Annotated in this window: 21 protein-coding genes and 1 tRNA gene; 17 read left to right on the plus strand and 5 right to left on the minus strand. The window is 38.7% G+C overall.

Translation table 11 applies throughout. The annotated features are described in order from the left end of the window. Positions 1-16 precede the first annotated feature (16 nt). The 4 genes from M3P07_RS07530 (at position 17) to M3P07_RS07545 (ending at position 8,390) form a co-directional block, all read left to right on the plus strand. Positions 17-2,470, plus strand: coding sequence for a glycoside hydrolase family 53 protein (locus M3P07_RS07530; RefSeq protein WP_249969284.1), 2,454 nt, complete (start codon positions 17-19; stop codon positions 2,468-2,470). A 111-nt stretch (positions 2,471-2,581) separates the two neighbouring features. Beyond that, entirely contained in the window at positions 2,582-3,325 is a 744-nt protein-coding gene (locus tag M3P07_RS07535) for a GDSL-type esterase/lipase family protein (protein WP_249969285.1), read from the plus strand. 105 nt (positions 3,326-3,430) lie between these two features. Then, positions 3,431-5,740: a glycoside hydrolase family 2 protein gene (locus M3P07_RS07540; protein WP_249969286.1), complete on the plus strand. Its 2,310-nt coding sequence runs from the start codon at positions 3,431-3,433 to the stop codon at positions 5,738-5,740. A 34-nt stretch (positions 5,741-5,774) separates the two neighbouring features. After that, positions 5,775-8,390, plus strand: a complete 2,616-nt coding sequence (locus tag M3P07_RS07545) for a glycoside hydrolase 5 family protein (RefSeq protein WP_249969287.1) — start codon at positions 5,775-5,777, stop codon at positions 8,388-8,390. Between the two features lie 253 nt (positions 8,391-8,643). Here M3P07_RS07545 and M3P07_RS07550 read toward each other — a convergent pair. From M3P07_RS07550 to M3P07_RS07560, 3 genes are all read right to left on the minus strand, one after another. After that, positions 8,644-8,720: transfer RNA gene (locus tag M3P07_RS07550), tRNA-Arg, on the minus strand. A 198-nt stretch (positions 8,721-8,918) separates the two neighbouring features. Next, positions 8,919-10,007, minus strand: a complete 1,089-nt coding sequence (locus tag M3P07_RS07555; protein ID WP_249969288.1) for a serine hydrolase domain-containing protein — start codon at positions 10,005-10,007, stop codon at positions 8,919-8,921. Beyond that, the gene (locus tag M3P07_RS07560; RefSeq protein WP_249969289.1) at positions 10,004-11,440 is read right to left on the minus strand and encodes a S41 family peptidase; all 1,437 of its coding nucleotides are present in this window, start codon (positions 11,438-11,440) and stop codon (positions 10,004-10,006) included. The genes M3P07_RS07555 and M3P07_RS07560 overlap by 4 nt, the downstream gene beginning before the upstream one ends. Before the next feature lie 222 nt (positions 11,441-11,662). Here M3P07_RS07560 and M3P07_RS07565 point away from each other — a divergent pair, with 222 nt between their 5' ends. From M3P07_RS07565 to M3P07_RS07600, 8 genes are all read left to right on the plus strand, one after another. Beyond that, on the plus strand, positions 11,663-12,718 hold the full coding sequence (locus M3P07_RS07565) for a sensor histidine kinase (RefSeq protein WP_249969290.1): 1,056 nt from the start codon (positions 11,663-11,665) through the stop codon (positions 12,716-12,718). Between the two features lie 6 nt (positions 12,719-12,724). After that, complete coding sequence (locus M3P07_RS17825) at positions 12,725-13,447, plus strand: LytR/AlgR family response regulator transcription factor (protein WP_249969291.1); 723 nt, start codon at positions 12,725-12,727, stop codon at positions 13,445-13,447. A gap of 194 nt (positions 13,448-13,641) precedes the next feature. After that, positions 13,642-15,405, plus strand: coding sequence for a serine hydrolase domain-containing protein (locus M3P07_RS07575; RefSeq protein WP_249969292.1), 1,764 nt, complete (start codon positions 13,642-13,644; stop codon positions 15,403-15,405). A gap of 11 nt (positions 15,406-15,416) precedes the next feature. Continuing rightward, a complete protein-coding gene (locus M3P07_RS07580) occupies positions 15,417-16,244 on the plus strand; it encodes a LytTR family DNA-binding domain-containing protein (protein ID WP_249969293.1) in 828 nt (275 codons plus the stop codon). 688 nt (positions 16,245-16,932) lie between these two features. Further along, a complete protein-coding gene (locus tag M3P07_RS07585) occupies positions 16,933-17,760 on the plus strand; it encodes an RteC domain-containing protein (RefSeq protein WP_010519647.1) in 828 nt (275 codons plus the stop codon). A 116-nt stretch (positions 17,761-17,876) separates the two neighbouring features. Beyond that, positions 17,877-18,164: a helix-turn-helix domain-containing protein gene (locus M3P07_RS07590; protein ID WP_010519648.1), complete on the plus strand. Its 288-nt coding sequence runs from the start codon at positions 17,877-17,879 to the stop codon at positions 18,162-18,164. After that, entirely contained in the window at positions 18,161-19,276 is a 1,116-nt protein-coding gene (locus tag M3P07_RS07595) for a hypothetical protein (protein WP_249969294.1), read from the plus strand. Before M3P07_RS07590 ends, M3P07_RS07595 begins: the two co-directional genes overlap by 4 nt. Positions 19,277-19,278: 2 nt before the next feature. Then, positions 19,279-19,797, plus strand: coding sequence for an ORF6N domain-containing protein (locus tag M3P07_RS07600; protein ID WP_249969295.1), 519 nt, complete (start codon positions 19,279-19,281; stop codon positions 19,795-19,797). A 5-nt stretch (positions 19,798-19,802) separates the two neighbouring features. On the opposite strand, the gene M3P07_RS07605 is transcribed toward M3P07_RS07600, so the two are convergent. Continuing rightward, on the minus strand, positions 19,803-20,240 hold the full coding sequence (locus M3P07_RS07605; RefSeq protein ID WP_249969296.1) for a hypothetical protein: 438 nt from the start codon (positions 20,238-20,240) through the stop codon (positions 19,803-19,805). 154 nt (positions 20,241-20,394) lie between these two features. Beyond that, positions 20,395-21,024 carry an N-acetylmuramoyl-L-alanine amidase family protein gene (locus M3P07_RS07610; RefSeq protein WP_249969297.1) on the minus strand — a complete coding sequence of 210 codons (630 nt, stop codon included), beginning with the start codon at positions 21,022-21,024 and terminating at the stop codon, positions 20,395-20,397. A gap of 203 nt (positions 21,025-21,227) precedes the next feature. Here M3P07_RS07610 and M3P07_RS07615 point away from each other — a divergent pair, with 203 nt between their 5' ends. The 5 genes from M3P07_RS07615 to M3P07_RS07635 are packed head-to-tail and all read left to right on the plus strand — an operon-like array spanning position 21,228 to position 25,652. Continuing rightward, the gene (locus M3P07_RS07615; protein ID WP_010519653.1) at positions 21,228-21,515 is read left to right on the plus strand and encodes a hypothetical protein; all 288 of its coding nucleotides are present in this window, start codon (positions 21,228-21,230) and stop codon (positions 21,513-21,515) included. 30 nt (positions 21,516-21,545) lie between these two features. Beyond that, the gene (locus tag M3P07_RS07620; RefSeq protein WP_249969298.1) at positions 21,546-21,830 is read left to right on the plus strand and encodes a hypothetical protein; all 285 of its coding nucleotides are present in this window, start codon (positions 21,546-21,548) and stop codon (positions 21,828-21,830) included. Continuing rightward, positions 21,817-24,231 (plus strand): TraG family conjugative transposon ATPase, encoded by a 2,415-nt coding sequence (locus M3P07_RS07625; RefSeq protein WP_116185410.1) that lies wholly within the window; start codon positions 21,817-21,819, stop codon positions 24,229-24,231. The genes M3P07_RS07620 and M3P07_RS07625 overlap by 14 nt, the downstream gene beginning before the upstream one ends. A gap of 14 nt (positions 24,232-24,245) precedes the next feature. After that, positions 24,246-24,806: a TrbJ/VirB5 family protein gene (locus M3P07_RS07630; protein ID WP_470299675.1), complete on the plus strand. Its 561-nt coding sequence runs from the start codon at positions 24,246-24,248 to the stop codon at positions 24,804-24,806. 3 nt (positions 24,807-24,809) lie between these two features. Then, positions 24,810-25,652, plus strand: coding sequence for a hypothetical protein (locus M3P07_RS07635; protein WP_116185408.1), 843 nt, complete (start codon positions 24,810-24,812; stop codon positions 25,650-25,652).

Consider the following 25,652-nt stretch of genomic DNA (forward strand, 5'->3'; position numbering starts at 1 on the left):
TGTAAGCACCATTAAAATGAAAAAAGCAATAATTTATTTTTTTTCCTTCCTATTCCTAGGATTGTTTTTAGGATGTGAAGAAACATACGAGGTAGCCAATCTAGAAGAATTTGATATTGAGGAGGTCCGGAATCCATTTGAGCAACAATTTTATGCAGGTTCGGATCTTTCATACCTAAATGAAATGATAGACTGTGGAGCCAGTTATAATGGCTTGGCTGGAAGTAATGCAAATCCTTTTGAAATATTTAAAAATGCGGGTAATGATTTGGTAAGGGTACGATTGTGGAACGATCCATCAGAATGGACCGCATATTCCAATATTGAAGATGTAGAAAAAACCATAAGTAGCTCTAAGGAACAGGGTATGGATATATTGCTGGATTTCCACTATTCTGATACCTGGGCTGACCCTGGAAATCAAATAATACCCGCAGCTTGGCTGGATGTGGTAGACAATACGGAAGCACTGAGTCAAAGGCTTTATGATTATACATATGAAACCTTGGACAATCTAGCGGAGAAAGACCTGCTTCCTGAAATTGTTCAACTGGGCAATGAAATCAATGGGAATATTTTGAACAGGGAAAGTGGATGGTTTGAAATTGATTGGGAACGTAATGCATTCCTTATCAACCAGGGAATTCAAGCCGTTAGGGACATTTCCAAAAAACATGGGGCCAGAGTACAAATCATGCTTCATATTGCCCAACCAGAAAACGCCTTATGGTGGTTTGAACAGGCAAAAGAAAATGGGGTCGTCAATTATGATTGGATTGGGGTATCATATTATCCTGTTTGGTCAGAATACGAAGTAGCCGATATTTCGGATGCTGTCTCGGCGCTGGGATCAACTTACAACAAAAAAGTGATGATTGTTGAAACCGCTTATCCATTCACCACGGAAAATGCGGATGCCGCAAATAACATTCTTGGCAAGTCCGTATATCCTGCCAATCAGCAAGGGCAATTGGATTTCCTGCTGGATTTAAAACGCGAAATTAAAGAAGGGAATGGGTTTGGCTTGGTCTATTGGGAACCGGCATGGGTGTCAACTGCTTGTTCAACATTGTTCGGGGAAGGTTCGCACTGGGATAATGCTACCCTGTTCGACAATTCTGGCAATCCTACCCTTGGCATGAATATATTTAACGATAATTTTGACCCCGAATACCACTGTGAGTCCATATGGGCTCTAGGTGATGGTGTTCCAGATGCCTTGTGGAATTGGGATAACGCAATAGAAGTCTCTTGTGATGCCAATAAAAATGTTGTGGCGCTGAATCTGGCAGAAAATAAGTTCAGATTTTTTCAAACTGAAGGGGATTGGACATCTGGAATTGGTTATCAGTATTTCGTAAACCGGGGATATACCATAGATTCAAAATTGAAGGATGCCAATGATAATGATGATAATTTCGTTTTTGAGGGCACTCCTGGTCTTTATACTTTAGAGATTGATGGTGAAGGAAAAACCATTCAACTTAATCCGGTCATCTCAGAGACCTACTATGCTCTTGGTGATGCTTTGCCGGGCGGATGGAGTTTTGATGATGCTACTTTGGTGGAATCCCCAATTTTCGGAATTAGAAGGGCAACCGTAAATCTTTCTCCAGGCACTTTCAGGTTCTTTACACAAAAGGATGACTGGGCAAGCGGCCTCAATTATGCATACTTTGCCGATCAGGGATATACGATTGATTCCAATCTGGAAAATGCTGGTGATGGAGATCAGAACTTCAGGTTTGTGGGCAATACAGGAGAATATGTACTGGAGATAAATGATAATGATAAAACCATTACTTTACTTGGTTCAGGACCATTCCCTTCAATTTGGGCGGTTGGCGATGCAGTTCCTGGTGGATGGGGTTTCAATGATGATACTATTGAGTTCACTCAAACTTTTAGTGGAGTATGGACTGCGAATCTGGAGTTGAATGCTGGAGTCTTTCGTTTTTTCCAAACCTTTGGAACATGGGATACCAATAATAACTATGCCTATTATGCTGGTGAAGGCTTTGAGATAGATGCAAATCTTGAAAATGATGGAAGTGGCGATGAAAACTTTAGGTTTATTGGAGTACCAGGTGCCTATACCTTGACCATCAATGCGAATAGCAAAAGAATTACGTTGGAAGAGTATGAGACCCTACCCTCTCTTTGGGCAGTGGGTGATGCTGTTCCTGGGGGTTGGGGCTTTAACGACGATACGGTTGAGTTTATCCAGGTTACTGAAAATGTCTGGACCGCAGAAATAGCTTTGAACAATGGTGGTATTTTCCGCTTTTTCCAAATCTATGGTACTTGGGATACCAATAACAACTATGAATTTTATGCCGGTGAAGGTTATACCATAGATTCCAACTTTTCTGAACAGGATGCTGCTGACAAAAACTTTTTGTTTACAGGTTCTTCTGGCTCTTATGTTTTGACCATAAACGGGAATGATAAAACAATAACCTTGGAGTAATCAACATTTCAAATACTTATCGGGAAGGAATGTCTTGGTTCTTTCCCGATAATTAAATTAACCAGAAGTATTCAGTTTTCTGTAATTGTATGCTTTCCCTAAAAACATGTCATGTATAAATCTATGATTTCAGCAGTGCTGTTTTTAATCACCATTAATTTGTTTAATTCATGTAAAGAATCCAGTAAGGCTGCGGAAGAGAGGTTCAAACGGCCGATTCCAATGGCAACTTTGGAAAGCATATATCCATCTGGTGATTTGGTAATCCCATCCCATTCAGAATTCACCAAAGAACATTATCCTGAAAGAATTGCTGAGTTTATGAGCGACCCGCTCCAACCAAATGACATTGTTTTTATGGGGAATAGTATTACTGAACAAGGTGGCATGTGGAATGAAAAGCTCGACAAGCACAATGCGAAAAATAGAGGGATATCCGGCGACACATCGGAAGGGGTACTGGCAAGATTAGGGGAATTGGTTTATTTCAAACCATCCCAAGTTTTTATTTTAATAGGTATAAATGATCTTTTCCATAATGACATAAATCCCGAAAATGTATATGAAAACATCGTCAAAACTGTTGATAAATTAAACAAAGAAAGTCCACAAACCGAGATTTTTGTCCAAACAATATTACCAACCACTTCCGTCGATCTAGTTGAAAAAATTCAAATAACCAACCAACTTATAAAATCAAATGCAGGTAAAGTGGGTTATAACTTGATTGATTTATACCCCCTTTTTAGATCAAAATCCGAATTTTTGAATATGGATTATTCGTATGACGGAGTGCATTTGAACGAAAAAGGATATGCAGTTTGGGTTAATAAGGTAAAACCATTTGTTAAATAGAAATTCAGTGTGCCTATGGTATTGAAAGAATTAACTAAAAACAGTTTCAAAATATTTTTTTTAACCCTTTCATTATTAATGGTATTTGGATTGTTAGCCCATGTTTTGAAAAAGGAATCTAACACAACTTTCAACACTCCAGAAAGGATTGGCTTCAATAAGGATTGGGAATTTAGCCTTGATAGTACCTTTTCAAAAAGCGCTTCTATAAATGTGCCACATATTCCAAGAATAGAGCCCTTGGTTGTAAATAATCAATGGCAGGGAACCATGTGGTACAAAAAGGAATTTGAATGTGACATTCGTGGCAGCGAAAAGATCTTCTTAAAATTTGAAGGAGTCATGCACGAATCGGATGTATGGTTGAACGAAAAACATGTAGCGCATCATAAGGGGGGATATTTGCCTTTTACTATAGATATAACCAATCATCTTAATAATGGAAAGAATGTAATAAAGATGAAGGTGAGCAATACTGACAATCCAGTAATTCCACCAGGTAAACCATTAAAGGATTTAGACTTTAACTACTATGGCGGGATTTACAGAGACGTCGCATTGATTACTAAAAACAGCGTTTATATTTCGGACCCTTTGGAAGCTGATAAGATTGGTGGGGGCGGTATACATGCACATTTTTTAGAGGTAACCAAGAAATCTGCCAAATGTAATGTGAAAATTCACGTGGTGAATGAATCTGGAAAAGAGAAAGAAGTGTATGTCGAAGTTATGTTAACGGACCCTTGTGGAAAAACGGTTAGTCAAAAATCGACTGTCTTGTCAATTAACTCAGGCTACGATACTGAATTTACCATCTCCTTGGATGTGGACAGGCCAAAGTTATGGAGCACCACTATGCCACATTTATATGCTCTTACGGTAAAGTTGTTTGGCAACAGAGAAAAAGTGGATAGTGTAACCCAGACAGTTGGAATTAGAAAAATCGATCTTAATAAGGATGGTTTCTTCCTAAACGATGATAAACAGTTTATAAGGGGAACCAACAGGCACCAAGAATATCCCTATGTCGGATATGCCATTTCCAACGAGGCCAATTACAGGGATGCAGTCAAGATAAAACAGGCAGGATTTGACTTCGTTAGATTATCCCATTACCCCCAAGATGAATCCTTCTTGAATGCATGTGACGAGTTGGGGCTGTTGGTGATGAATGCAATTCCAGGTTGGCAGTTCTATCAAAAAGGTGAGTTTGAAAAGAACTCTTTTAAGGATATACGGGATATGATACGAAGAGATAGGAATCATCCAAGTGTTGTGTTTTGGGAAACATCCCTTAACGAGTCCGGTATGACCGAGGAATTCATGATAAGGGGAAATGAAATATTGAGGGAAGAACTTCCTTTTTCGGACACTTATAGTGCAGGATGGATAGACCATCCATCATTTGATCTTTATATTCCAGCTAGGCAACATGGCAAGCCACCAAATTATTGGACGGACTACGACAAGGGAAGTAGAAAAGTATTAATAGCGGAATATGGTGATTGGGAGTATTTTGCACAAAATGCTGGGTTCAACCAAAAAGAGTTCAAGGATCTAAAAGAAGAAGAAAGGACTAGCCGTCAATTGAGGGAACATGGAGAAAAGAGACTGTTGCAACAGGCACTCAACTTCCAGGAAGCAGCTAATTCCAATAGGCAAGGTGATAATACCATTGGACATGCAAATTGGGTTATGTTCGACTACAACCGGGGCTATGCGGATGATCTTGAAGCATCCGGAATCAGTGATATATTTAGGATTCCAAAGTTTGCCCAGTACTTTTATCAAAGTCAAAGACCGCCTGGCGAATCCATTAATTTTAGAGGAGTTCAAATTGGTGGACCCATGGTAAAAATTGCAAGTTTTTGGGGCAAAAATTCATCAACTGAAATAAAAGTTTATAGTAATTGTGAGGAGGTGGCCCTGTATCTTAACGGTAATTTAATTGACAAAAAAAAGCTGGAAATCGATTCTTACTCCTCCCACTTGGAACATCCACCTTTCCATTTTGAAGTTCCCAAATATATACCTGGAACATTGGTGGCCAAAGGGTACCTTGAAAACCAAGAGGTTGCCATTGATACGGTAGTAACTCCAGAAAAGGGTAAAAAAATAAAATTATTTGCTGATAAATCTGGTATAGGGATTGGGGAGTTTGGTGATGAAGACATTGTCATCCTCAACGCCAAGGTTTTGGATTCTTCCGGCAACTTGGTCTCAAGTGATAATTTTTCCAAAGTATTTTTTGAGATTGAAAGTGGAAATGCCGAGCTAATTGGAGAAAACCCAAGCATTTCTAAAGCAGGAATTGCCTCCATCCTTGTCAAAGTATCAAGTGTGGACAAACCTTTATACATCAGTTCGCACAACGAGTTGCTTGGAAAATACACTTTCGAAATCGCCCCAGAATAGAACTATCAATCAATTATTTAAAACGAGAACTAAGATGATTTTGGAAACAATGAAAACTTCGATGAAAAACAGGGTCTTTATTCTGTGTATAACGTTTTTACTCTCAAGCCAAGGTTTTACCCAGGAATTGAATTCCTCCAACGATGCATATGTTGATTCCCTTGGGGTTTTGCGCTGGAACACTGATAACAAAGAAATTAAAGGATTTGGGGTAAATTATACTCTCCCTTTTGCCCATGCATATCGAATGGCCAACAGATTTGGTTTAGACCCAAAAGAGATTATTGACAATGACGTTTACCATTTTACACGCCTAGGGTTTGACTTATATCGAGTTCATGTGTGGGACACTGAAATTTCAGATGCCAAGGGAAACCTTATTGAAAATGATCACTTGGACACTTTTGATTATCTCCTTGATGTTCTGGGCAAGAACAATATCAATTATGTTATAACACCAATTGCCTATTGGGGCAATGGCTGGCCTGAACCCAATGAGCCAACTTCTGGGTTTTCCCAAAAATTTGGAAAGGCAAATTGTTTAACCAATGTGGATTGTATTGAAGCCCAAAAGAAATATCTCTATCAATTTTTAAACCATGTCAACCCATATAATGGAAAAAAGTATGGGAACGATCCAAACCTTATTGCCTTTGAAGTAAGCAATGAACCCCACCACTGGGGCGAACCAAAAAAAGTTACTGAGTTTGTTGCAGGAATGGTAGACGCCATGAGAAAAGCAGGAACCAAAAAACCAATTTTTTACAATATAAGCCATGGTATTCATTTTGCGGATGCATACTTTGACGCAAAAATCCAAGGGGGCACATTTCAATGGTATCCAACCGGCCTGGTGTATCAAAAAGAAATTCCAGGCAATGTGCTTCCCAATGTGGATGATTACAATATTCCATTCAACGGAATTATAAAAGAACGAAAAGGGGCAAAACTAGTCTATGAATTTGATGCCGCTGATGTTGGAAGTTCCTATGTTTATCCGGCCATGGCAAGAAGTTTTAGGGCAGCGGGGATTCAAATAGCAACGCATTTTGCATATGACCCTACTTTTTTAGCTCCCTATAACACCGAATACAATACCCATTATATGAATTTGGCATATACTCCCAGTAAGGCCTTGGCACTAAAAATATGTTCAGAAATTTTCCATGAAATCCCTATGTATTCCGATTTTGGTAAATATCCTGACAACAAGACTTTCTCTGACATTTCTTTGGATAATGAGACTAATTTGGCTGTTTACAATACTGGACATAAGTTTATTTACACCAATGCAACCTCGATTAACCCTAAAAATGAAATTAATCTGAAACATGTGTCTGGGTATAAGAGTTCTCCAATCATAAAATACGAAGGAATGGGAGCTTATTTTCTGGATAAAATTGAAGAAGGTGTCTGGAGACTGGAATTAATGCCTGATGCCTTGCCCTTGACCGACCCCTATGGTAAAAATAGTGTTGACCGAAAGTTAACTGCAATCAAGTGGAATATACACAAGATGAGGGTGTTACTTAAAGAATTGGGTGCAAACTTCAATGTTGTCGCTATAAAGGAGGGTAACAGCTTAGTCTCAACTGCTAAACAAGGAGTATTTGATGCCTCTCCAGGAGTATATATTCTTAGTAATTCCGAAAATCGAGGAAAATGGTCGATTAATGATGACTTTGGTGCATATAAAATAGGGCATTATTATGCACCCAAACAAAATGTTGAATGGTTAACACTCATACATGAACCTATATCTGAAATATCTGATGAAAATTTCCTAAAGATAGAGGCCAAAATAGCGAGTCAAGATAATCCTAAGAGGGTCAATGTGGTTTTACAGGGTAAGGGAGGTGTCAAAACAATACAAATGGAATCCAAGGACAAGTTTCATTACGTTGCCACAATACCATCTCAAGAAGTGGAAGTAGGTATTCTAAATTACTATATAACCGTGACAATGGAAAATGGGGATAACTACACGTTTCCAGATAAACGAAAAGGTCTACCAAATGATTGGGATTTTGATGATAATAACAGGTTCAGAACTAGAGTAGTTCCGGCCTCTTTTCCCATACATCTCTTTGAAGCCTCCGAGGATTCCAAATTTTTAGTTCATCCTTGGAGAAAGAACGCCTTCAAATTACTGCCGACAGAGGAAAAAAATGAATCCATTTATGAAATTGAAATTGAAGAGTTGTTTGTTCCTAACAACGAGAATATAAATGCAACACCTATTTTTGATTTCAGTTTCAAACATTTCATTCTAGATAAGGTTAAGGGGCGAAAAAAAGATCTAGACAAGAAAGTCGAAATGATTGTAAAGGGACGAAGTACGAGGAAGAAAAATTGTAAAGTTCAAGTCGCTTTGGTTATGGTTAATGGATCTTCATTTGGTGCCACAATAGAGCTTTCTCCTGAAGAAAAGGAGTATAGAGTGAAGTTAAGTGATTTCATTCCTGTTAAAACAGTTTTATTGCCACGACCGTATCCTTCATTTTTACCTTACTATTTTAACAATGATAACAAGGCAAAATTTGATATTGAAAAAATTGAGGCCGTGCAATTCTCATTAGGCCCAAATATGTCTGAACCTGAATTAAAAGCCCCCCACGGGATAGGAATTATTTCAATTAGATTAGAATAAGGGTAGTAGAGTTAGAATAATTTCATTATTGTTAACCCGAATTAATTTGGTATTTGAGCCAGATTGATCGGTTTAGCTCACTTACTGTTTTTTAATACTGTTATTCAGTTTAACTAATATCTTCATAAAGGGTCGGAAAAAAGTCCGGAATAATTCCGTTTAAAGGCATGTTTAAGCGGAATTGGACCGTTTATTGAAGATGTAAAAAAATACTCGGAAATTAAAAAACCCCAGTAATACTGGGGTTTCGAGGTGGTGATCGCGGAAGGATTCGAACCTTCGACCGTCTGCTTAGAAGGCAGATGCTCTATCCAGCTGAGCTACGCGACCTTGCTATTTCATGTCGCGTGGCGAAGCTGCCAGTCCCGATTTATTTTTCGGGACGCTACACGACCTATTTTGCGGGTGCAAATATACAATTAACCTCAGTTAATTTCCAATATTTTCCAGCCAAATGCAAAATTGATCTAAAAACCTTTGTTCTCTATCTTTTCCGTAATTATCCACGAACAGCTTTTAGCCAGTACTTTAGACACCCGTAATTCGAAGTCTCCTCATTATTTCCGATGCCGTAGGCGGGTCATAATTGCACATCACAATGACCAAATGTTGGGTATCTGTATCAAAAAAGACGGTGGAATTGATACCATAACTGCCTCCTCTTACCGCATAAACAGCATTCCTGGTCTTGGCTTCTCTAAAATGATTGATGACCATATCGGTGGATGCTTTGGACAACAATTGATTTGACGTCAGTGCTTTTACAAATTTTCGCAGGTCGTCCAAAGTTGAATATCCCCCTCCCGCGGCGGTACCCTTAACCGGAGACCTATCATTCACGTTGTAAATAAATGGCTTGTTCTTTTTCTCATCCGTACCTGGCCCCATTGGTTCCCCGTTTTTGTACTTCGAATACCCATGGGCCCTGTTGGGTACCTCCATATCCCTTTCAAAAGCATCTGTATCCTTCATCCCTGCTTTATGATATACGTTTTCACGAACATAATCATAGTAATTCTGACCTATTACCCGCTGCACCAGCACTCCCAAAAGTTCATAACTGGAATTGCTATAGGCCCGTTGGGTACCCGGTTTTGAATTCAACTGGTATTCTGCAATGATCGGAACGTAGTCCTCCATGTCCTTTAAAGTGGCGTATGCAGCCAAAAACCGCTCTGAATCCCAATAGGAACCCAATCCGGATTTCATTTCCAACAAATTCATTACAGTGATTTCATCGGCCATATCCATTTGCAACTCTGGAATGTAGTCCACAATCTTGTCCGTTAATTTTATCTTTTGAGCATCCACCAGTTGCATTACGGACACCGCTGTAAATGCTTTGTTGATAGATCCAAGATTAATCTTGGTATCTGTTTTCATAGGAGTTTGGTATTCCACATCTGCCATCCCATAGGCTTCCTTGGTGAGTTCCTTACCGTATCGTTCTACCAAAACAGCTCCAGAGAACTGTCCTTCCGCCTCCTGAGATTCAAGGAAAGATTTGGCCGCCTCGTAACTTTCAAACGGTACTGAAGGCTTAAAGGGTCGCATCTGACCCAAAAGGGATGTGTTGATCCCCATTACAATCACACAGGTAAATAGCAATTTTTTCATTTTGTACGTTTTATTTGTTTATCCTTTTTTGGATAATAATCCCAGATGATATTTGCAATGCTCCACGTATCATTCAATCTACAGAGATGGATATATTCTATCCATTCCATCCTACCAGGGTATCCCGTTGCCACTCTAACTGTTGCCGTATTGTGGAACACATCCAAAATCTCAATCGCATGCTGTTGTTTGTCCTTGGGAAAGGGCGGCTTTCTTTGAAGCATTGCCGTAAGTTGTTCCCTCGTAATATCCTCAAAGAACAAGGTTGATTCTCCCCGCTTTTTCGAAATACCCCGTTTTGCCAATTGTGGGTGCAGGTACTTGAACATTTCTTCCGTGTTGTTTTCAAAAAAGTTTTCCAAATACCCTAACACGGTTTGCTCAATATCGGACTTATCCCCTTTTCTGAGTGCTACCTCTGGCTGTCCAATTTTGGAAATCAAGGTTGCATACTTTTCATCCCTTTCAGGATATTTGGCTTGAAGGTTAAGCAATGCGTTAATATGGGCCTGATCCAAGGCATTGTGTTCAGGTGTAATCAAATTGGGCTGTACCCCAACCCCTTGAAATTGCTTGCCGTTTGGCGTTACAGAATTTCGGACAGATACGGAAAGGTCAAAGTGCTCCCCAATTGGAAAAAACTCATTGGAACGCCCTCCTCCAGCACTGGACTTCCCAACCACGGAAATCCTATCCAATTGCTGTAGATAAAAGGCAAATCCCTCAGCTGCTGAACCTGTCCGGTTTCCAACCAATACATAAACCTCCTTGTCCTTGTTGATTTTTCCATGTTTGGTCTCAAAAGAAAAAAGCTCGTCAGAACCTTCTTGGCTGTAGTAGGTGGTCAGGTGTGCTGACTTTGGCATAAACCCCCCGGCCAGATAAGCCAAGGTCTCACCATAACCTCCAGGGCACTCCCGTACATCTACAATTAAGGCATCGGCATCAAGACTCAGTTCCAAAAAACTATCGATATCCGCCTTTACATAATCCAATGGTCCAAACAAGGGAACCTTCAAATACGCGATGTTACCTTCCAACATTTCATAGGTCAATAAACCTTTAAAGGCTTCCGGATCTGGAGCACTACGCATCATCTGCCTTCTAGGTCTTGCATTCACTTGCTCATCTTTACTTTTTGCCACTAGGTATAAATGGAAGTCATCGCTCAGGCTCCGTAGATCGTTGGTCAGGCTTTTGGCTAGATCCCGCCGGTTTACAAACTGATTGTATTTCCCAGCTTCATGACTATTCCTTAATCCGGTTATTACCTTTTCCTTGATTTTTGGAACGATATAATTCCGATCAATGGTTTTGATGGATTCCAAAACCACCTTGTCAATATCTGCTTTCGATAATTCCTGTGCATCTACCGTATTAAACCCCAAACAACAGAGCAATAGATAAAGAAAGATGTTTACATACTGTTTCATTTTTTGATTTGTTTTGTTTTTGGGTCAAATGAACTTGATTGGAGTTCAGATTTCAAACCAAATGTTTAAAACTGGATACTTCCTTTTCAAGTAAGCCGAATCTCGATTTGAATCCATTTACATAGGAAATGATATAACACACATAACAAATTTGAAGTTTGGTCAATTAAAATTTGGACGCGTCAGCTATTTTCTACCTTTGGCTATGGCAAGTGCAACCGAATGAAAAAATACATTGAACCCTTTTTGCATATCCTTTTCTGGATTCTTGTATTATACATTACCTATACCAACTTTGGGGTTAAGGTGAGGATGATCAAGGTAGGGGCTGACTTGGAGTACACCAAAGAATACAACCCTGTATTTTTTGCCCTCATATCTGTCTATATCGGTTTGGCCATGATATTGTTCTATGGGAACCTAGGGCTGCTTTTACCCAAATGGATTAAATCTAACAACAAGAAAAATGCAACTGTAGCAATTGCAGCTCTCTTTGTCACTACGCTCGCCTTGTCCCTGCTTATCAATTACTTTATAGCCAAGGAGTATTTTGCATATGAAATGCACAAAGGAACCGCGCTGATAGCGTACAGTGTTTTTCTTCATTTTTTATTTCTGTTCCTTTCCATTGGCTATAGACTGACCAAGGATTGGTACAAAAATGAAATTATCAGAAAACAAATACTTCAGGAGAAATTGGAGACCGAGCTCAACTTTCTAAAGGCCCAAATCAATCCGCATTTTCTGTTCAATACCCTGAACAATCTCTATGCGGAATCCAGAAAACATGAGGACAAAAAGGTGGCCAACGGAATAGCCAAATTATCTCACATGATGCGTTATATGATCTATGACAGCAATGTGGAACTGGTGAGCTTGGACAAGGAAATTAATTATTTGGAAAGCTATGTAGAACTTCAAAAACTCCGTGTCTCGGAGAATGACCCCTTGGATCTTAAGGTAGACATAGGCCCTGTTGACACAAGTTTCCAGATTGCACCTATCCTTTTCATCCCATTTGTTGAAAATGCATTTAAGTATGGTATCCATCTGGAACAGGCATGTTTTATACATATACAGCTCAGCACTTCCAATAATGAACTTTTATTTACCATCTCCAATAGCAAATTCAACAATGTCAGTATAAATGAGCATTCCGGGGTGGGACTTAGTAACGTAAAAAGAAGATTGTCTTTGTTATACCCCAATCAACATGAATTGCGTATTGTGGATGGGGATGACCATTACGATCTATCTTTGAAAATACAATTGAATTAGAAGGGTGTGGAACTAAAGTGTATCATAGTTGATGATGAGCCAAGGGCCATTGAGGTCATGAAGGAATATGTGGAGCAAATTTCCACTCTAAGTTTGGTCAACACCTTTAGAAACCCGCTCAAGGCATTCGATTTTATTAAACAGCACGAAGTTGACCTTGTTTTTTTGGATATCAACATGCCCCATCTTTCAGGGATACAATTCATCAAATCCCTCTCCAATAAGCCTTTTGTTGTATTAACCACAGCATATTCCGAATACGCAGTGGAAAGTTACCAATTGGATGTGGTGGACTATCTGTTAAAGCCCATTGAGTTTGAACGCTTCATAATCTGTATGAACAAGGTGTATGATAAAATAAAACAAAGAAATGCGTCTTATTCCTCTAGTGGTTCAGATAATGAAAGTAAGCCTATTCCCAAGGAATACATTTTTGTGAAAAACGGCACCAAAATTGATCGCATCGATTTTAACGACATCCTTTATATTGAAGGTTCCGGAAACTATGTCTCCTACCAATTGAAAGGTCGTAAAATCATGTCCTTAGGTAAAATGAGTGAAGTAATCAAGCTTTTGCCCCAGGATAGATTTGCCCGAATCCATAAGTCCCATATTGTCCAGATCAATCAGATAAATGTCATAGAAAACAATAGGGTGCATATTGGTGATGTCCAGTTGTCCATTAGCCAAACCTACAAAGCAGCTTTTTACCACTTGATCGATTCCTAAACCAGTCATACAATCTGAATTACCCTCGAATATTCCAATATGTTTAGCCTGTCAAAACCTATCGCGAAATTCTACTATTGCGATTGGACCTAAATTTTATAGCGATTCACTTTGTTTTGAATGGTTTTATGCGATTCTGCCATCGAATCACTACTACTTTCGCCCAACATTTAATCAAAAAACGAATTAGAATCATGAAAAATTATCAAAACACCTTATTAGTGCTTGGGATGCTTTTTTTAGGAACCCTGAATGCCCAAAAAAAGTTTTCACAAGAGGAACTGTCCAGCTTTAAACAAGATTTCAAAAAGCACATCCTCAAAAAAATGAAAAAGCACGATGTTACCGGTGTAAGCATTGCCATGGAAATTGAAAATCAGTTGGTCTTGTCGGAAGGATTTGGATTCTCGGACAAATCCAAAAATACCAAGGCAACCAAGGACACTGAATACCCCATTGGCTCGGTATCCAAAATTATTACCTCCACTGCTGTACTAAAACTGTGCACCGATGGGCTTGTCGATTTAGATCAGGCGTATTCCCATTACGTGACAGATTTTGCCATGAAATCCCACTTTGGCAAGGACAGTGAAATCACCATTAGGCATATGCTTTCCCATTATGCTGGCCTGCCTCGGTTACGTGCAAAAGGATTCATGAAGAAAGAGCCGGAACCATTAGAGCATCTTTTACAAAATTCCAAGGACGAATATCTGATTTCCACACCAGGGAGGGTTTATCAATATTCCGATTGGGGGGTTGACCTATTGGCTTTGCTTATAGAACGTGTCTCGGGAATGCCCTTTGAGGATTATGTTGAAAACAACATTTTTAAACCGCTGCAGATGACACATTCCTATTTTGGCCCAGCTAAAAACACAAAGGGTTATGTTCGTGAGGTAGAAACGGATACCTACAAATACAGCTATTCTGGGTCAGATGGGGTAACATCCAGCGCTGCCGATATGCTCAAAATAGCCCGGTTGTACACCAAAACAGGAAGGAAAAGCACACACGGATTTCTTAGCAATGCCGTGGTTGAGGATGCACTCCACAAGCAGTTTACCAATGCTCCATTGGCCTTTGACACAGGAATAGGACTGATGTGGGAACTGCTGCCCTTAAAATCCGGGCATACCCGAGTTAAAAAAGCTGGAGTCCACGAACCTTTTTATTCTTACATCTTTTTCATCCCAGAACTGGATACTTCCATAGTGATATGCAGCAACTCCAATTCCAGTAGCGCAATACATTGGGACAGCTGGGGAAAGTTATATGCCTTTATGGGTAAAAAGTACAAGGCCTCCAAATTCAATAATGTGAAAAAACCAAAGGTTAACTATAAAAAAGTTACCCTTAGCGCAGAGGATTTCAAAAAAATTGAAGGCTCCTATAGCACCTCCATTGGAATATTAAATTTCAAGAGAAATGGTGATGCGTTTGATGTTGACCTCAAAGCGGAGAACAAAAAAGGGGTGGGTGTGCCCTACTCCAATGGGCTTATCAAGTTATATGTAAAAGTCATGGGGGTAAAAATTCATGCTATGGATGTTTTTTGGAAAGAATCCGAAGGAGAGATGATCATTGGTGAACAATTTGAAAGTGGAACTCGGCATGTGTTGGGTTCCAAAATACAGGCCAAAACCATACCCAATTCGTGGAAAAAAGCGATAGGCACCTACACTGTGGCCAATTATAGTGATAATGACTACCAAACCTTTGACAAGCTTCAGTTGCTTATTAATTCAGAAAATGTCTTGGAGATTCAAGGAACCGCCAAATATCCAAGGGAAATGGGAATTCAATTAGGTTTATCACCTGTATCGGAAGAGCTGGCCATAATTCCTGGCTATAATTTTGATTTCTTTGGCGGAGAAACTGTTAAATTGAAAAAAGAATCGGACGGTACTTCTTCACTGTATCTATCTGGATATCGATTTAAGCGCATTGGTAAATGATGCATAAGAACATGAGAGAGGCAACAAAAACAAACCAGGATTTGCTTTTTAAACGACCCTACATTTGGATCGTTACCCTATCTGTTACCTCTCTCAATTTTCTGATTACCTACAATTTTGAAAACTTGGATGTGCAACATATCTACTATTATCTGGTAGATGTGTTGACCACCTATTTGTGCATTGAATTTTATGCAATGGGTATTCACTGGATGAACAAACGGGTACCGCTGTATAAAGATTTTGTAAAAAGGGTGACCTTTCAGCTTACCCTTCACACGTTGAGTGTTATCATATGCACACTATTGTTGAACGAGTTGTTCGATCATCTCTTTTTTGAGGGGCAACGGCTTTCTCTATCTTTTGTTTTTTATACTAAGGATACCCTTGTTGCCCTACTGTTTATCCTGCTTTTGCATATGATTTACTTTGGTTTGTTCTTACTGTCGAACAAACAAAACCAGGAATCTTTGCATCTTGCTCCAGATACCCGAATCAAGCTGAAGGATGCCTTTACCTTTAAGTTGTTGGACCAGAAGGAAATCATTGGAGTTTACTCCTTGCTGGGGATTACCTATGTGGTGGATACCGGATACAACAAATTTTCTTCGGAATTGACCTTGAAGGAAATGGAAGCCCTATTGGGCAATCGTTTTTTTAGGGCGAATAGGAAGTTTATACTATCCAAAACGATTATAGATGCTTTTGAAAGTGGAAGCTATGGCAAAATTGAAGTTTCCCTTAAAACCCACAATATCGTTGACCTACCTCAAAAAATAGTGGTAAGTAGGGACAAGGCTGCACAATTCAGGACTTGGATAAGTGGAGATTCTTATTAGTTTTCAGAAACATCGTGATTTTTGAGGTCCCACTAATTTTTAGTGGGATTCTTAAAGACACCGAAATATGAAAGTTACCCTCTAGGTGGCCTTTTTGTCCATTGAAATTACTCTGTGGCCAGAAGGGTAATAATCCATTATCATCATATTTTAGGTGATCCGAATGAGTCCCGCAGCGCTACCAAAGGTTGGGCATGATGCCTAAAACCTAAATTTTCAGACTCGAATTGAACATTCAAGGGTACTTAATAAAAAAAGCACCGTCAATCGATTGACAGTGCTTTTATATCCATTTGAAAATGGTTTGTCGGGGTGGCAGGACGGAAACCCTGTCACGCTATCCCTTCAAATTCAATACCTTATAAGTTTTTCAACTTTGTAGGTAACCGAATAGGTAACTTTTTATTTGATCTAACTTGCGTTAAATTGGGGGCAAAGATATACAAAGCGGAAATCTAAAGCAACTGAATTTTCGAATAAAAATGCAACGATAACTCACTGAAGTTGGTGCTACGCTCAATACCACTTTCAACTTTCCTTCAATTGAATTAGATTATACTATTAACAAGAATTAAGGCACAATAATTGCAGTTAATTTTGGTATATGGTCTGACCTCTAAATAAAGCGTAGCCCCAATTCAATATTCGCTTTGACCTACAATGGTAACTAACGCTCAAAGGTCAGCTTATGGAACTACATTTACTATCTCAAGAACTTTCGGAAGAATTAGCAAGAATTGAATCAATCACAAAGGATGTCGTCAAAAAAAGTGATCTGTCCATTGTGCTCTGTAGAAACCTGCTGACCAAACTAAAAAGATTTATCTCAAAAAAGAAATTTGAATCACCCGCCAAAGAAATTCTTTTTTTCAAATACACCAAACAGGTACCCCTGTCGAACCTGGTCTATTTCTTTGAGCTCAAATCCTTTGAAATTCATTATCCCAAAGGGGATGGCTCAACCAAAAGGAAATACACCACAAGGAAGTTGAAAAAGTTAAATGATTTTTTTTCTCGAAACCTTGATTTCATTCAATATATAGACCAAGGAAAGACCTATTTGGATACCCATTATTTTACCCGGGAATACTTTAATGAATTCAATATCACCCATGCGAGATACTACTTTCGAGATCCCGATTTCAGTACCTCACATGATTTGTTGTTGGCAAAACTAAGTGCGAATCGAAGATTGATTACTTATCTGGACCATCGATTGAAAAATATTGATCGACCCAACGGACATCCATTCATCCCCTTGACCCAACTCAATTGGACGGCGAGCAAGACCGACATGACGGAATTGGCCTATGCACTAAAAAGTAGTCGTGCCGTAAATGACGGTAAAGTAAGTATTCGCGAAATTATTAAAACGCTTGAACAGGCGTTTCGCTTTAAGAGCGGCGATCCTTACCGAAACTACGGGGAGATTCGAATACGGAAAAAAAGCCGTACAAAATTCTTGGATGATTTGACCACCAGTTTGCTCTTTGATTTGGAAAAAGGAGACGAATAAAAAGGTGTTATTCCCTCTTAAAGAGGTTGTTAAAATTTCCCCTTACCTAGGGAAACCTTGTGAATTTATTTTTCATCATCGACTCATATTTGCTGTATAATATTAAAACTAAGGATATGCCAGCAAATATTATTACCGCAGATGACCTGCAGGAGTTTAAGGAAGAACTTATCTCAGATATTAAGGAACTCTTGACAAACTATGAAAGGGTCACCATTGACAAATGGATAAAATCAAATATCGTAATGAAGAAATTGGGCATCAGTCCTGGAACATTGCAAAACTTTCGCATCAATGAAACCATCCCTTTCTCAAAATTGGGAGGTATTATTTACTACGATGAAGAAGAAATCGATGAGATTCTTAAAAACAACAAGAATTTCTTTCTAAAGAAACAGCTATGATCATTGCAACCTATAACATCCAGAATATCTTCCATAGGGACAGAGCGCTAATAAAAAAATACCGTGAAGAAAATCGGGAACTTTGGATTGAAGAATTTGAACGGCTTATGGTCATGGGGATGCGCACCAATAAGGAATTCAATAGACTCAGAACACTATCAAAACTTTTGGGTTTTGAAGATGCCCAGAACGGTCCTTACCTCACCATGGTACATAAAGCCGGACAACTATTCCTAAAAAAGGATGCAGCCTCAGAGGCCAATAAAGCAAGCCCTTTAACCAATTGGAACGGGTGGGTCAGATTAAACTCAACCCCCATAAATGAAGTGGCCATAGCAAACAAAGCGAAGGTCGTTGAGGAAGTTTCACCAGATATACTGATCTTATTGGAGGTCGAGGACAGGTCATCGCTACTGGAATTTAACAAGAGTTTTTTATCTGACACCTATACCCATATCCTGTATTTGGAGACCAATGACCTGTACGGTAGAGGTATCGGGTTGTTGACCAAATCCGGTTATGAAGTACTTGCAATGAAATCCCATGTCAATGATTTTGATGAAAATGGCAATCCCATTTTTGATATGGACCTACAGGAATATAAAATCAGTACCCCCAATGGTAAAATCGTAAGCATACTGTCAACGTGCTTTTTGGATAACTTGGAACACCATAAGGATGCTAAAAGCAAAATTGAAGTTCAATCCAAAAAGATAGCAGAAGTATATAAGGATAAAGATGGTCCCAATGAATTGATCGCTGTTGTAGGCACACTAAATGTCCCGTCCTACAGTAAACTTCTTGCGCCGTTAACCCTAGGAACCGATTTAAAGGATATTTCAAAACATCACACTTTTGAAGTGGATTTGGACAAAGGAAAAGACTCAAAATATTATCGTTTGGGAGCCTATAAAATGGGCGTTAACTTGAAGCAAAGCGACTATTTGATGCTTTCCAGCAAATTGTACAGAACGGTAAAGGCCGGTGGATTGATAAGAAAAGGGATTTGGTTTAAAAAAAGGCCTCAATGGAATATCCTAAAAAGCATCAAAAATGAACTGCATAGTGCCAGTGAACATCCCATGGTATGGTCGGAACTAAAAATCCGTTAAAAATGGAGTTACAGACAATACAAAACAGGATTTATGAAATACGTGGACAAAGAGTACTCTTAGATTTTGACCTGGCTTTACTTTATGAAACCGAAACTAAACGCCTTAAAGAAGCGGTACGGCGCAATAAAGACCGTTTTCCATCAGATTTTATGTTTGAATTGACAAACGAAGAATACAACTCTTTAAGGACGCAATTTGCGACCTTAGAAAATACAGGTAGAGGAAAACACAGTAAATACAATCCTTTTGCATTTACCGAACAGGGCATTGCAATGTTGGCCAGTGTGTTGCGAACCTCCAAGGCCATAGAAGTCAATATACAGATTGTTCGTGCCTTTGTTTTTCTTAGAAAATATGCTTTATCACATACGGAGTTAACCCAAAAGTTACAGGAGCTGGAAACTAAATACAACCAACAATTTACCGACATTTTTGAGGCCATTAATTACTTGCTGCAAAAAGATAAAAAGCAACTTGCGCAAAGCAAAAGAAAACCTATCGGATATAAGAAGGAATAAGAGAATTAACCAACTAACTCGTAAACAAATTTACTCTTTGCATCACCGATCTTCTGCATCAATTCCAATTTGTTCGGCAATATAATACTAGGTATACGATCCAATCCCTGTAAGTATTCTCCCAATTCTTTTTTGTTTTCAAAAATAGTCCGTATTCCATTCTTACCATATTTCTGAAGTCTGGAAATCGTTTCGCCTCCAACACTCGCCGATGATACCAGAGGTATGTTGAAATAAACATCACAACTTATAGCTACGTGCTCTTGGTCAGCCAAACTAAAGTCTTTACTAATTGCACTTCTGAGCATGGCACAATGCGTTAGTAGTACATCTAAAAATTTACCGCCTACATCAGCCTTAATTGGCTTTAGGGCAACTTTTAGTTGTCTAAAATTATCCAATTGTCTCAATGGACTTGGTTTTGATTCAATTCTAAATTTCATAATCTATCGTTTTTATATTACTAATTCTTTTGACGAAACTTCTTTTTTTAGCCTTATTTAAAGTTGTTTTACGAATACCAACAATTCTTTACCGACTGCAATAACAATTTCTTTTAGTACTTTATACAGGTTCACAAATAACGCTTTCATCATCCTACATTTTAATTGACATGAGCACAGCCAGTGCTAGGGCCATACTATTGTTTTCTATTTCCAAATAGGCTGCCTCATCATGATTTGACAGGAAACCCAACTCCACCAAAATTGCTGGGCATACCGCTATCGATTCGCGTAGTACTTGAAAGTTTGCTCTTTTAAGCCCCCTACTTCTATATCCCAATTTTTGAGTAAGCGTTTCTACTATGGATTGGCCCAAGCGCATTGATTCCACTTGGTTTTTGGTCGTTATGCTTGTTTTGCTATGCAGGTAAATTTCAACGCCCGTAGCCCTTTCATTTTTAGCATGATTGCAATGCAACGATATAAAAAGGTCGGGTTGAATTGCCTTTACCAGTTTAGTCCGATGCCGCAGTGAAATAAGTGTGTCCGTGTATCTTGTCAAATACAAATCATATTCATTATTGAGGACTTTCCTATTAAACTCTAGCATTGCTTTTGCAATGGCCAGTGTGATATCTTTCTCTTTTATATGATTGGTTCCTATAGCTCCAGAATCCATTCCACCATGTCCGGCATCAATTATGATTACCTTTTTATGTTGTGCTACGGGCATATGTAAAGGCATCAAAAAAAGTAGCGTTATCAACAGTTTTACTGGTTCCATATTTACTTGCATTTAGGTAACTATCCATTGCACAATTTTTAAAGATTTCAACCAATGCATAACTATACTTCAAAATTTAACGCTGATTACCGTTAATATTTTCAGTTTTTCTCCCTTTCCATGCATTCCCTTATAGATTTCGTAAAAAGTTATTTCAAACAGGTTCCCTAAGCGCATTGGAGAACCATAAAAACGTAAGCGTTATGAAAAAAACAGTTTATCCTTTGTGGGCCATGCTCCTAATGAGCCTACCCACATTTGCACAAATCGGAGGTATTGAAGATTCGGTAAATGATGTTTCCGATACCATTAGGTCTATTTTCCCTCTACTATTGGGGGTCATTTTCCTCATCGGATTCTTATTTAATGCAGGTCATTTCTTCGGCGAAAATGCAGACCTCAAAAAGGGAATTACCCGTGTTTTGGTTTTTGTACTCATAGCAGGGGCGGTAGTGGGCATCTTTACCTATCTCATTGGAATAGTAGTCTAAGGTCGATAATCGACATTAAAAAACTATACAATGAAAAGGTATGAAGTTTATAAAAACATTCGCAAAGGGGCAATGATATGGGGGCTTCCCATATCCCTCTTTGCAATGATGATGCTCTTAATACTGGGATCCCTGCTGATAATCATTTTTTCATTCAGCCTTTGGGTCATCATCGGAGCATTCTTACTAAACGGTACATTCTATATCGTTCTGACCAAAATTGCCCGTAAAGCAATAACCCTAAACATCGTTAAGATATTTCCTAAAATCATAAGCAACAAGAAAGAAAACATACAATACTATGTCGATTATTAATACAGCATCATATAACCCCATCATAGAAATACGGGATAATTTAATATTTGCCAACAATGGCAATATCATAGCCTGTTATCGTGGAGAACTCCCTGAGATCTATTCTTTATCGGAAAAGGATTTCGAGGACTTACACAGTATTTGGTTTCAAGCACTAAAGTCTTTGCCCGTTGGTTCCGTTATTCATAAGCAAGATGTTTACCTTAAGAAAGGGTTTAGCTCGGAATACCTACCCAATAATACTTTTCTTGGAAAAGCAACACACGACCATTTCAAAGGAAGGGAATACATAGAACATCGTTGCTATCTATTCCTCACATTGGCAGGAAACAAAACATTTAACAACCCCAAATATGTAAACCCATTTCGGAAAATAAGTAAAGGGATTTACCAAGAATTAAATCAGAACGTTCACAGTTTCATTGGTTCGGTAAATGATTCCATTTCCTATATCAACAATAGCCGCAAAGTTCAATTTCTACCTTTAAAGGAATCCGAAATACTCAATTTTTCACAAACCTTTTTTAACGGTTTCAATCTCAATTTTGATACCGATATGCTTTTGGAGAAATCCAAAATTACCATAGGCAATAATCATTTTGACGTATTGGCCATCAATAGTGAATCCTGTTTTGGCGAAAACGTACAAACAAGTAAAATCAACGAACGTTTTACTTCGGATGATTTTGTATTTCATCAAGGGTATATCGATGGTTTGGGACTTTCCCTGAATGAAAATCATATCGTTAATCAAATCCTTTATTTAGATGATAAACAGAAATGGCGAAAACTCTTAGAAAAGAAGATTGAGGAACTTAAAAAGAGTTCGAATTTTGGTACGCAGAACAAAGTCATTCTTAAAAAAATTGAGCATATCGTTGACCAAATCAACAATGATGATAGCGCAAGAATCATAAGAGGACATTTGAATATTGTCTATTGGGACCGGGAAGCCCAACAGCTGGAAAGCATAGGCTCACAAATAAAATCGGAATTTAAGGAACTGGATATTACTCCATACTATCCAAGGGGTGAGGAACGTAAAAATTATATTCTAAATAGCCATCCCTGTTTTTCTTCCAATTTTTCAAATGAGGATTTGTACGTGACCGATTTGAAACATGCGCTTTGCCTTTTCATAAACAACACCAGCTACAGGACGGATAGGCAAGGAATTATATTCAATGATAGGGAACATAACATCCCCGTGTTAAAGGATGTTTGGGACGAGAAAAAGAAACGTATCAAAGCGAGGAACTTTGCCATTTTTGCGCCTACGGGAGAGGGGAAATCCTTTTTGGCAAACAACATATTACGGCAGTATTTTGAAATGGGTGTGCGCCTTGTCATTATTGACTTGGGAGGTTCCTACACCAAGTTTGCCAGTCTGTATCCCGAACAATATACTGTACTGCGCTATGAAAGCGGCAAGAGCCTTGGTATCAATCCCTTCTTTATAACAAAAGGTGACGATGTCACCCCAGAGCGGTTAGAGGATCTATCTGTATTCCTATTTGAACTGATTGGGGAAGGCACCAAGCCAAAAAAGGAACAGTCCGTAGCCCTCAAGAAAATATTACACGCTTATTATAAAAAAAATGCAGAGGGGCATTCCCTCGATAGTTTTTATACCTATATCGAATCGCAACGGGAAAATCTATTGACCCAACTGCATATTCATTCTGATTACTTCAATATTGAAGGGTTCTTGCATATCCTATCTGAGTATGTACGTGATGGATTGTATAGTTTTTTATTTGAAACAAGTGAAGACCAATCCTATAAGATTGAGGACAAGCGATTGATTGTATTTGAACTGGATGAGGTAAAGGACAATAAAGAAATTCTTTCCGTAATGCTCAAACTGATCAAAACAGCAATACAACGAACCATTTGGCAAAATAAAGAAGAAAAGGGTATTATCCTTTTTGATGAGTTCGCCAAACAATTAAAATTCGATAACGTGCTGGAATCGGTGGAATTCTATTACCAAGCTATCCGAAAACAAGAGGGAGCAATCGGCATCATACTACAGTCCATTAATCAATTGCCAGACAATTCCACTTCGGCAAGTATTCTGGAAAATACACAGGTCATTTACAGCCTTAACAATGAAAAGGGCTATAAAGAATTAAAAAATAGGCTTAGCCTGTCCAGTCACGACCTGAATCAATTAAAATCCATCAAAAATAACTTATCAGGGAAACGTAAGTACACAGAGATTTTTATCAAAATCGGAAAGGAAAGCAACATTTTCAGACTGGAAGTACCCCAAGAAGTTTTCGCTGCTTATCTCACTGATGGCGCCGATAACGAGGCCATAATGGCCTTTTATAAAGAAAGTGGCTGCATGGAGATGGCCATTAAACAATTTGTTCAATTAAAATCAAAAGAGTTATGAGAAGATTCATTTTTATGTGCCTTTTGGCACTCGGATTATTATTGTTGCCCGCACGTACTGCGTGCCAGGGAATGCCCGTGTATGATAACACCAATTTTATCACTCTGGGAAAACAAATTATTGAAGCCGCCAAACAAACAGAAAACCTGATAAAAACGGTGGAGTTTATGAAGCAGCAAAAAGACCGTATCGAGAAGGTCAGCAATGTTGTAAAACAGTTAAAAGCGGTTCGGGAACTTGCCCGAAACAACCAACGTCTTTTTGAAGTGGTAAGGGGTGACGTGAGGAATATTTTGAATTCCCCATATATCAAACCCGAAGAAATTACAAGAGTATCGCAATCCTTTGAAAATATTATCGAAAACTCTTTGGAGGATTTGGATTTTGTACAACAAATCCTATCCAGTGACTATTTAAAAATGACCGATGCAGAAAGGGCTGCTGTATTAAAGGACCGGGAAACAAGCTCCAAAGAAATGGTCGCTGAAATAGAGCGTAAGACCAAGCGATACAATGACATCATTTCCTTTCGGGAAATGCAAGACAGAATTAATAGCAGGGCAACAAATTATTAGGCTATGCAGTTGGCTATCCCATTAATCGGAGGATTGGAATATGTAGACACTGTTTTTCAAACAATTAAAGACAGTGATTTTCTACAGTATACCATTGTAGGTATGAAAGCCCTTGCCATCCTATTCTTCCTAATCAACGTCTTAAAAAAGTACAATGAAGGAGTCGCCAATAGGGATGGATATACGTGGGGGCTTACCCCAACCGAACTGATAAAGAATTTCATCATAGTGATTCTGGTCATTTTTTCAAGTCAGGTACTTGAGGTATTTGATAGTATCCTGGTGGCCATTGAAGGACAGTACAGAAATACCGCACCATCACTTTTGCCACTACAATTACAAGATGTGGAAATTGAGGATGATGTAAGTGGACTGGAAGCCGCTAGCAAGGGGTTGGCTTTATTATATGAGGCATTGACCACACCACTATATGGATTAAAGATATTAGCATTTATATTGAGTGTTTTTCTTTGGTTGTTAGACCTCTTTATTTACCCCCTGTTCTTGGCGGAACGATTCTTTTTGCTGGGGATAATGCAAGCCTTTTTTCCCTTGGTCATAAGCCTTGCCGTGTTTGAAAAGTTTCGGTCAATGGCTTATACTTTTTTCAAATTATACGCGGCTGTTTATATGTTGGTTCCTGCCTTTTTTCTGGTGAATGTATTCGTGAATGCACTCTACACAGAGTTCACTACCAATTTTTGGGTAAACCTTTTCGGCTTTGATTTTGGAAGTTCATTTTTTGCACCCATTATCGAGTTGGGCACCATAGGCTTTATCGTCTTTTTGAAATTCAAATTGTACAAACGGGCAACCTCATTCACCTTCAAACTATTTAGTGCCTAA

This window comes from Flagellimonas myxillae (assembly GCF_023502235.1).
Taxonomy (GTDB): Bacteria; Bacteroidota; Bacteroidia; order Flavobacteriales; family Flavobacteriaceae; genus Flagellimonas; species Flagellimonas myxillae.

Bases quoted from the DNA above. Each gene is read 5' to 3' on its own strand.
- M3P07_RS07580 (WP_249969293.1), top strand. From the start codon at position 15,417: ATGAGAGAGGCAACAAAAACAAACCAGGATTTGCTTTTTAAACGACCC.
- M3P07_RS07605 (WP_249969296.1), bottom strand. From the start codon at position 20,240: ATGAAATTTAGAATTGAATCAAAACCAAGTCCATTGAGACAATTGGAT.
- M3P07_RS07555 (WP_249969288.1), bottom strand. From the start codon at position 10,007: ATGAAAAAATTGCTATTTACCTGTGTGATTGTAATGGGGATCAACACA.
- M3P07_RS07535 (WP_249969285.1), top strand. From the start codon at position 2,582: ATGTATAAATCTATGATTTCAGCAGTGCTGTTTTTAATCACCATTAAT.
- M3P07_RS07545 (WP_249969287.1), top strand. From the start codon at position 5,775: ATGATTTTGGAAACAATGAAAACTTCGATGAAAAACAGGGTCTTTATT.
- M3P07_RS07600 (WP_249969295.1), top strand. From the start codon at position 19,279: ATGGAGTTACAGACAATACAAAACAGGATTTATGAAATACGTGGACAA.
- M3P07_RS07560 (WP_249969289.1), bottom strand. From the start codon at position 11,440: ATGAAACAGTATGTAAACATCTTTCTTTATCTATTGCTCTGTTGTTTG.
- M3P07_RS07610 (WP_249969297.1), bottom strand. From the start codon at position 21,024: ATGGAACCAGTAAAACTGTTGATAACGCTACTTTTTTTGATGCCTTTA.
- M3P07_RS07585 (WP_010519647.1), top strand. From the start codon at position 16,933: ATGGAACTACATTTACTATCTCAAGAACTTTCGGAAGAATTAGCAAGA.
- M3P07_RS07575 (WP_249969292.1), top strand. From the start codon at position 13,642: ATGAAAAATTATCAAAACACCTTATTAGTGCTTGGGATGCTTTTTTTA.
- M3P07_RS07590 (WP_010519648.1), top strand. From the start codon at position 17,877: ATGCCAGCAAATATTATTACCGCAGATGACCTGCAGGAGTTTAAGGAA.
- M3P07_RS07615 (WP_010519653.1), top strand. From the start codon at position 21,228: ATGAAAAAAACAGTTTATCCTTTGTGGGCCATGCTCCTAATGAGCCTA.
- M3P07_RS07630 (WP_470299675.1), top strand. From the start codon at position 24,246: ATGTGCCTTTTGGCACTCGGATTATTATTGTTGCCCGCACGTACTGCG.
- M3P07_RS07620 (WP_249969298.1), top strand. From the start codon at position 21,546: ATGAAAAGGTATGAAGTTTATAAAAACATTCGCAAAGGGGCAATGATA.
- M3P07_RS07595 (WP_249969294.1), top strand. From the start codon at position 18,161: ATGATCATTGCAACCTATAACATCCAGAATATCTTCCATAGGGACAGA.
- M3P07_RS07565 (WP_249969290.1), top strand. From the start codon at position 11,663: ATGAAAAAATACATTGAACCCTTTTTGCATATCCTTTTCTGGATTCTT.
- M3P07_RS07635 (WP_116185408.1), top strand. From the start codon at position 24,810: ATGCAGTTGGCTATCCCATTAATCGGAGGATTGGAATATGTAGACACT.
- M3P07_RS07625 (WP_116185410.1), top strand. From the start codon at position 21,817: ATGTCGATTATTAATACAGCATCATATAACCCCATCATAGAAATACGG.
- M3P07_RS07530 (WP_249969284.1), top strand. From the start codon at position 17: ATGAAAAAAGCAATAATTTATTTTTTTTCCTTCCTATTCCTAGGATTG.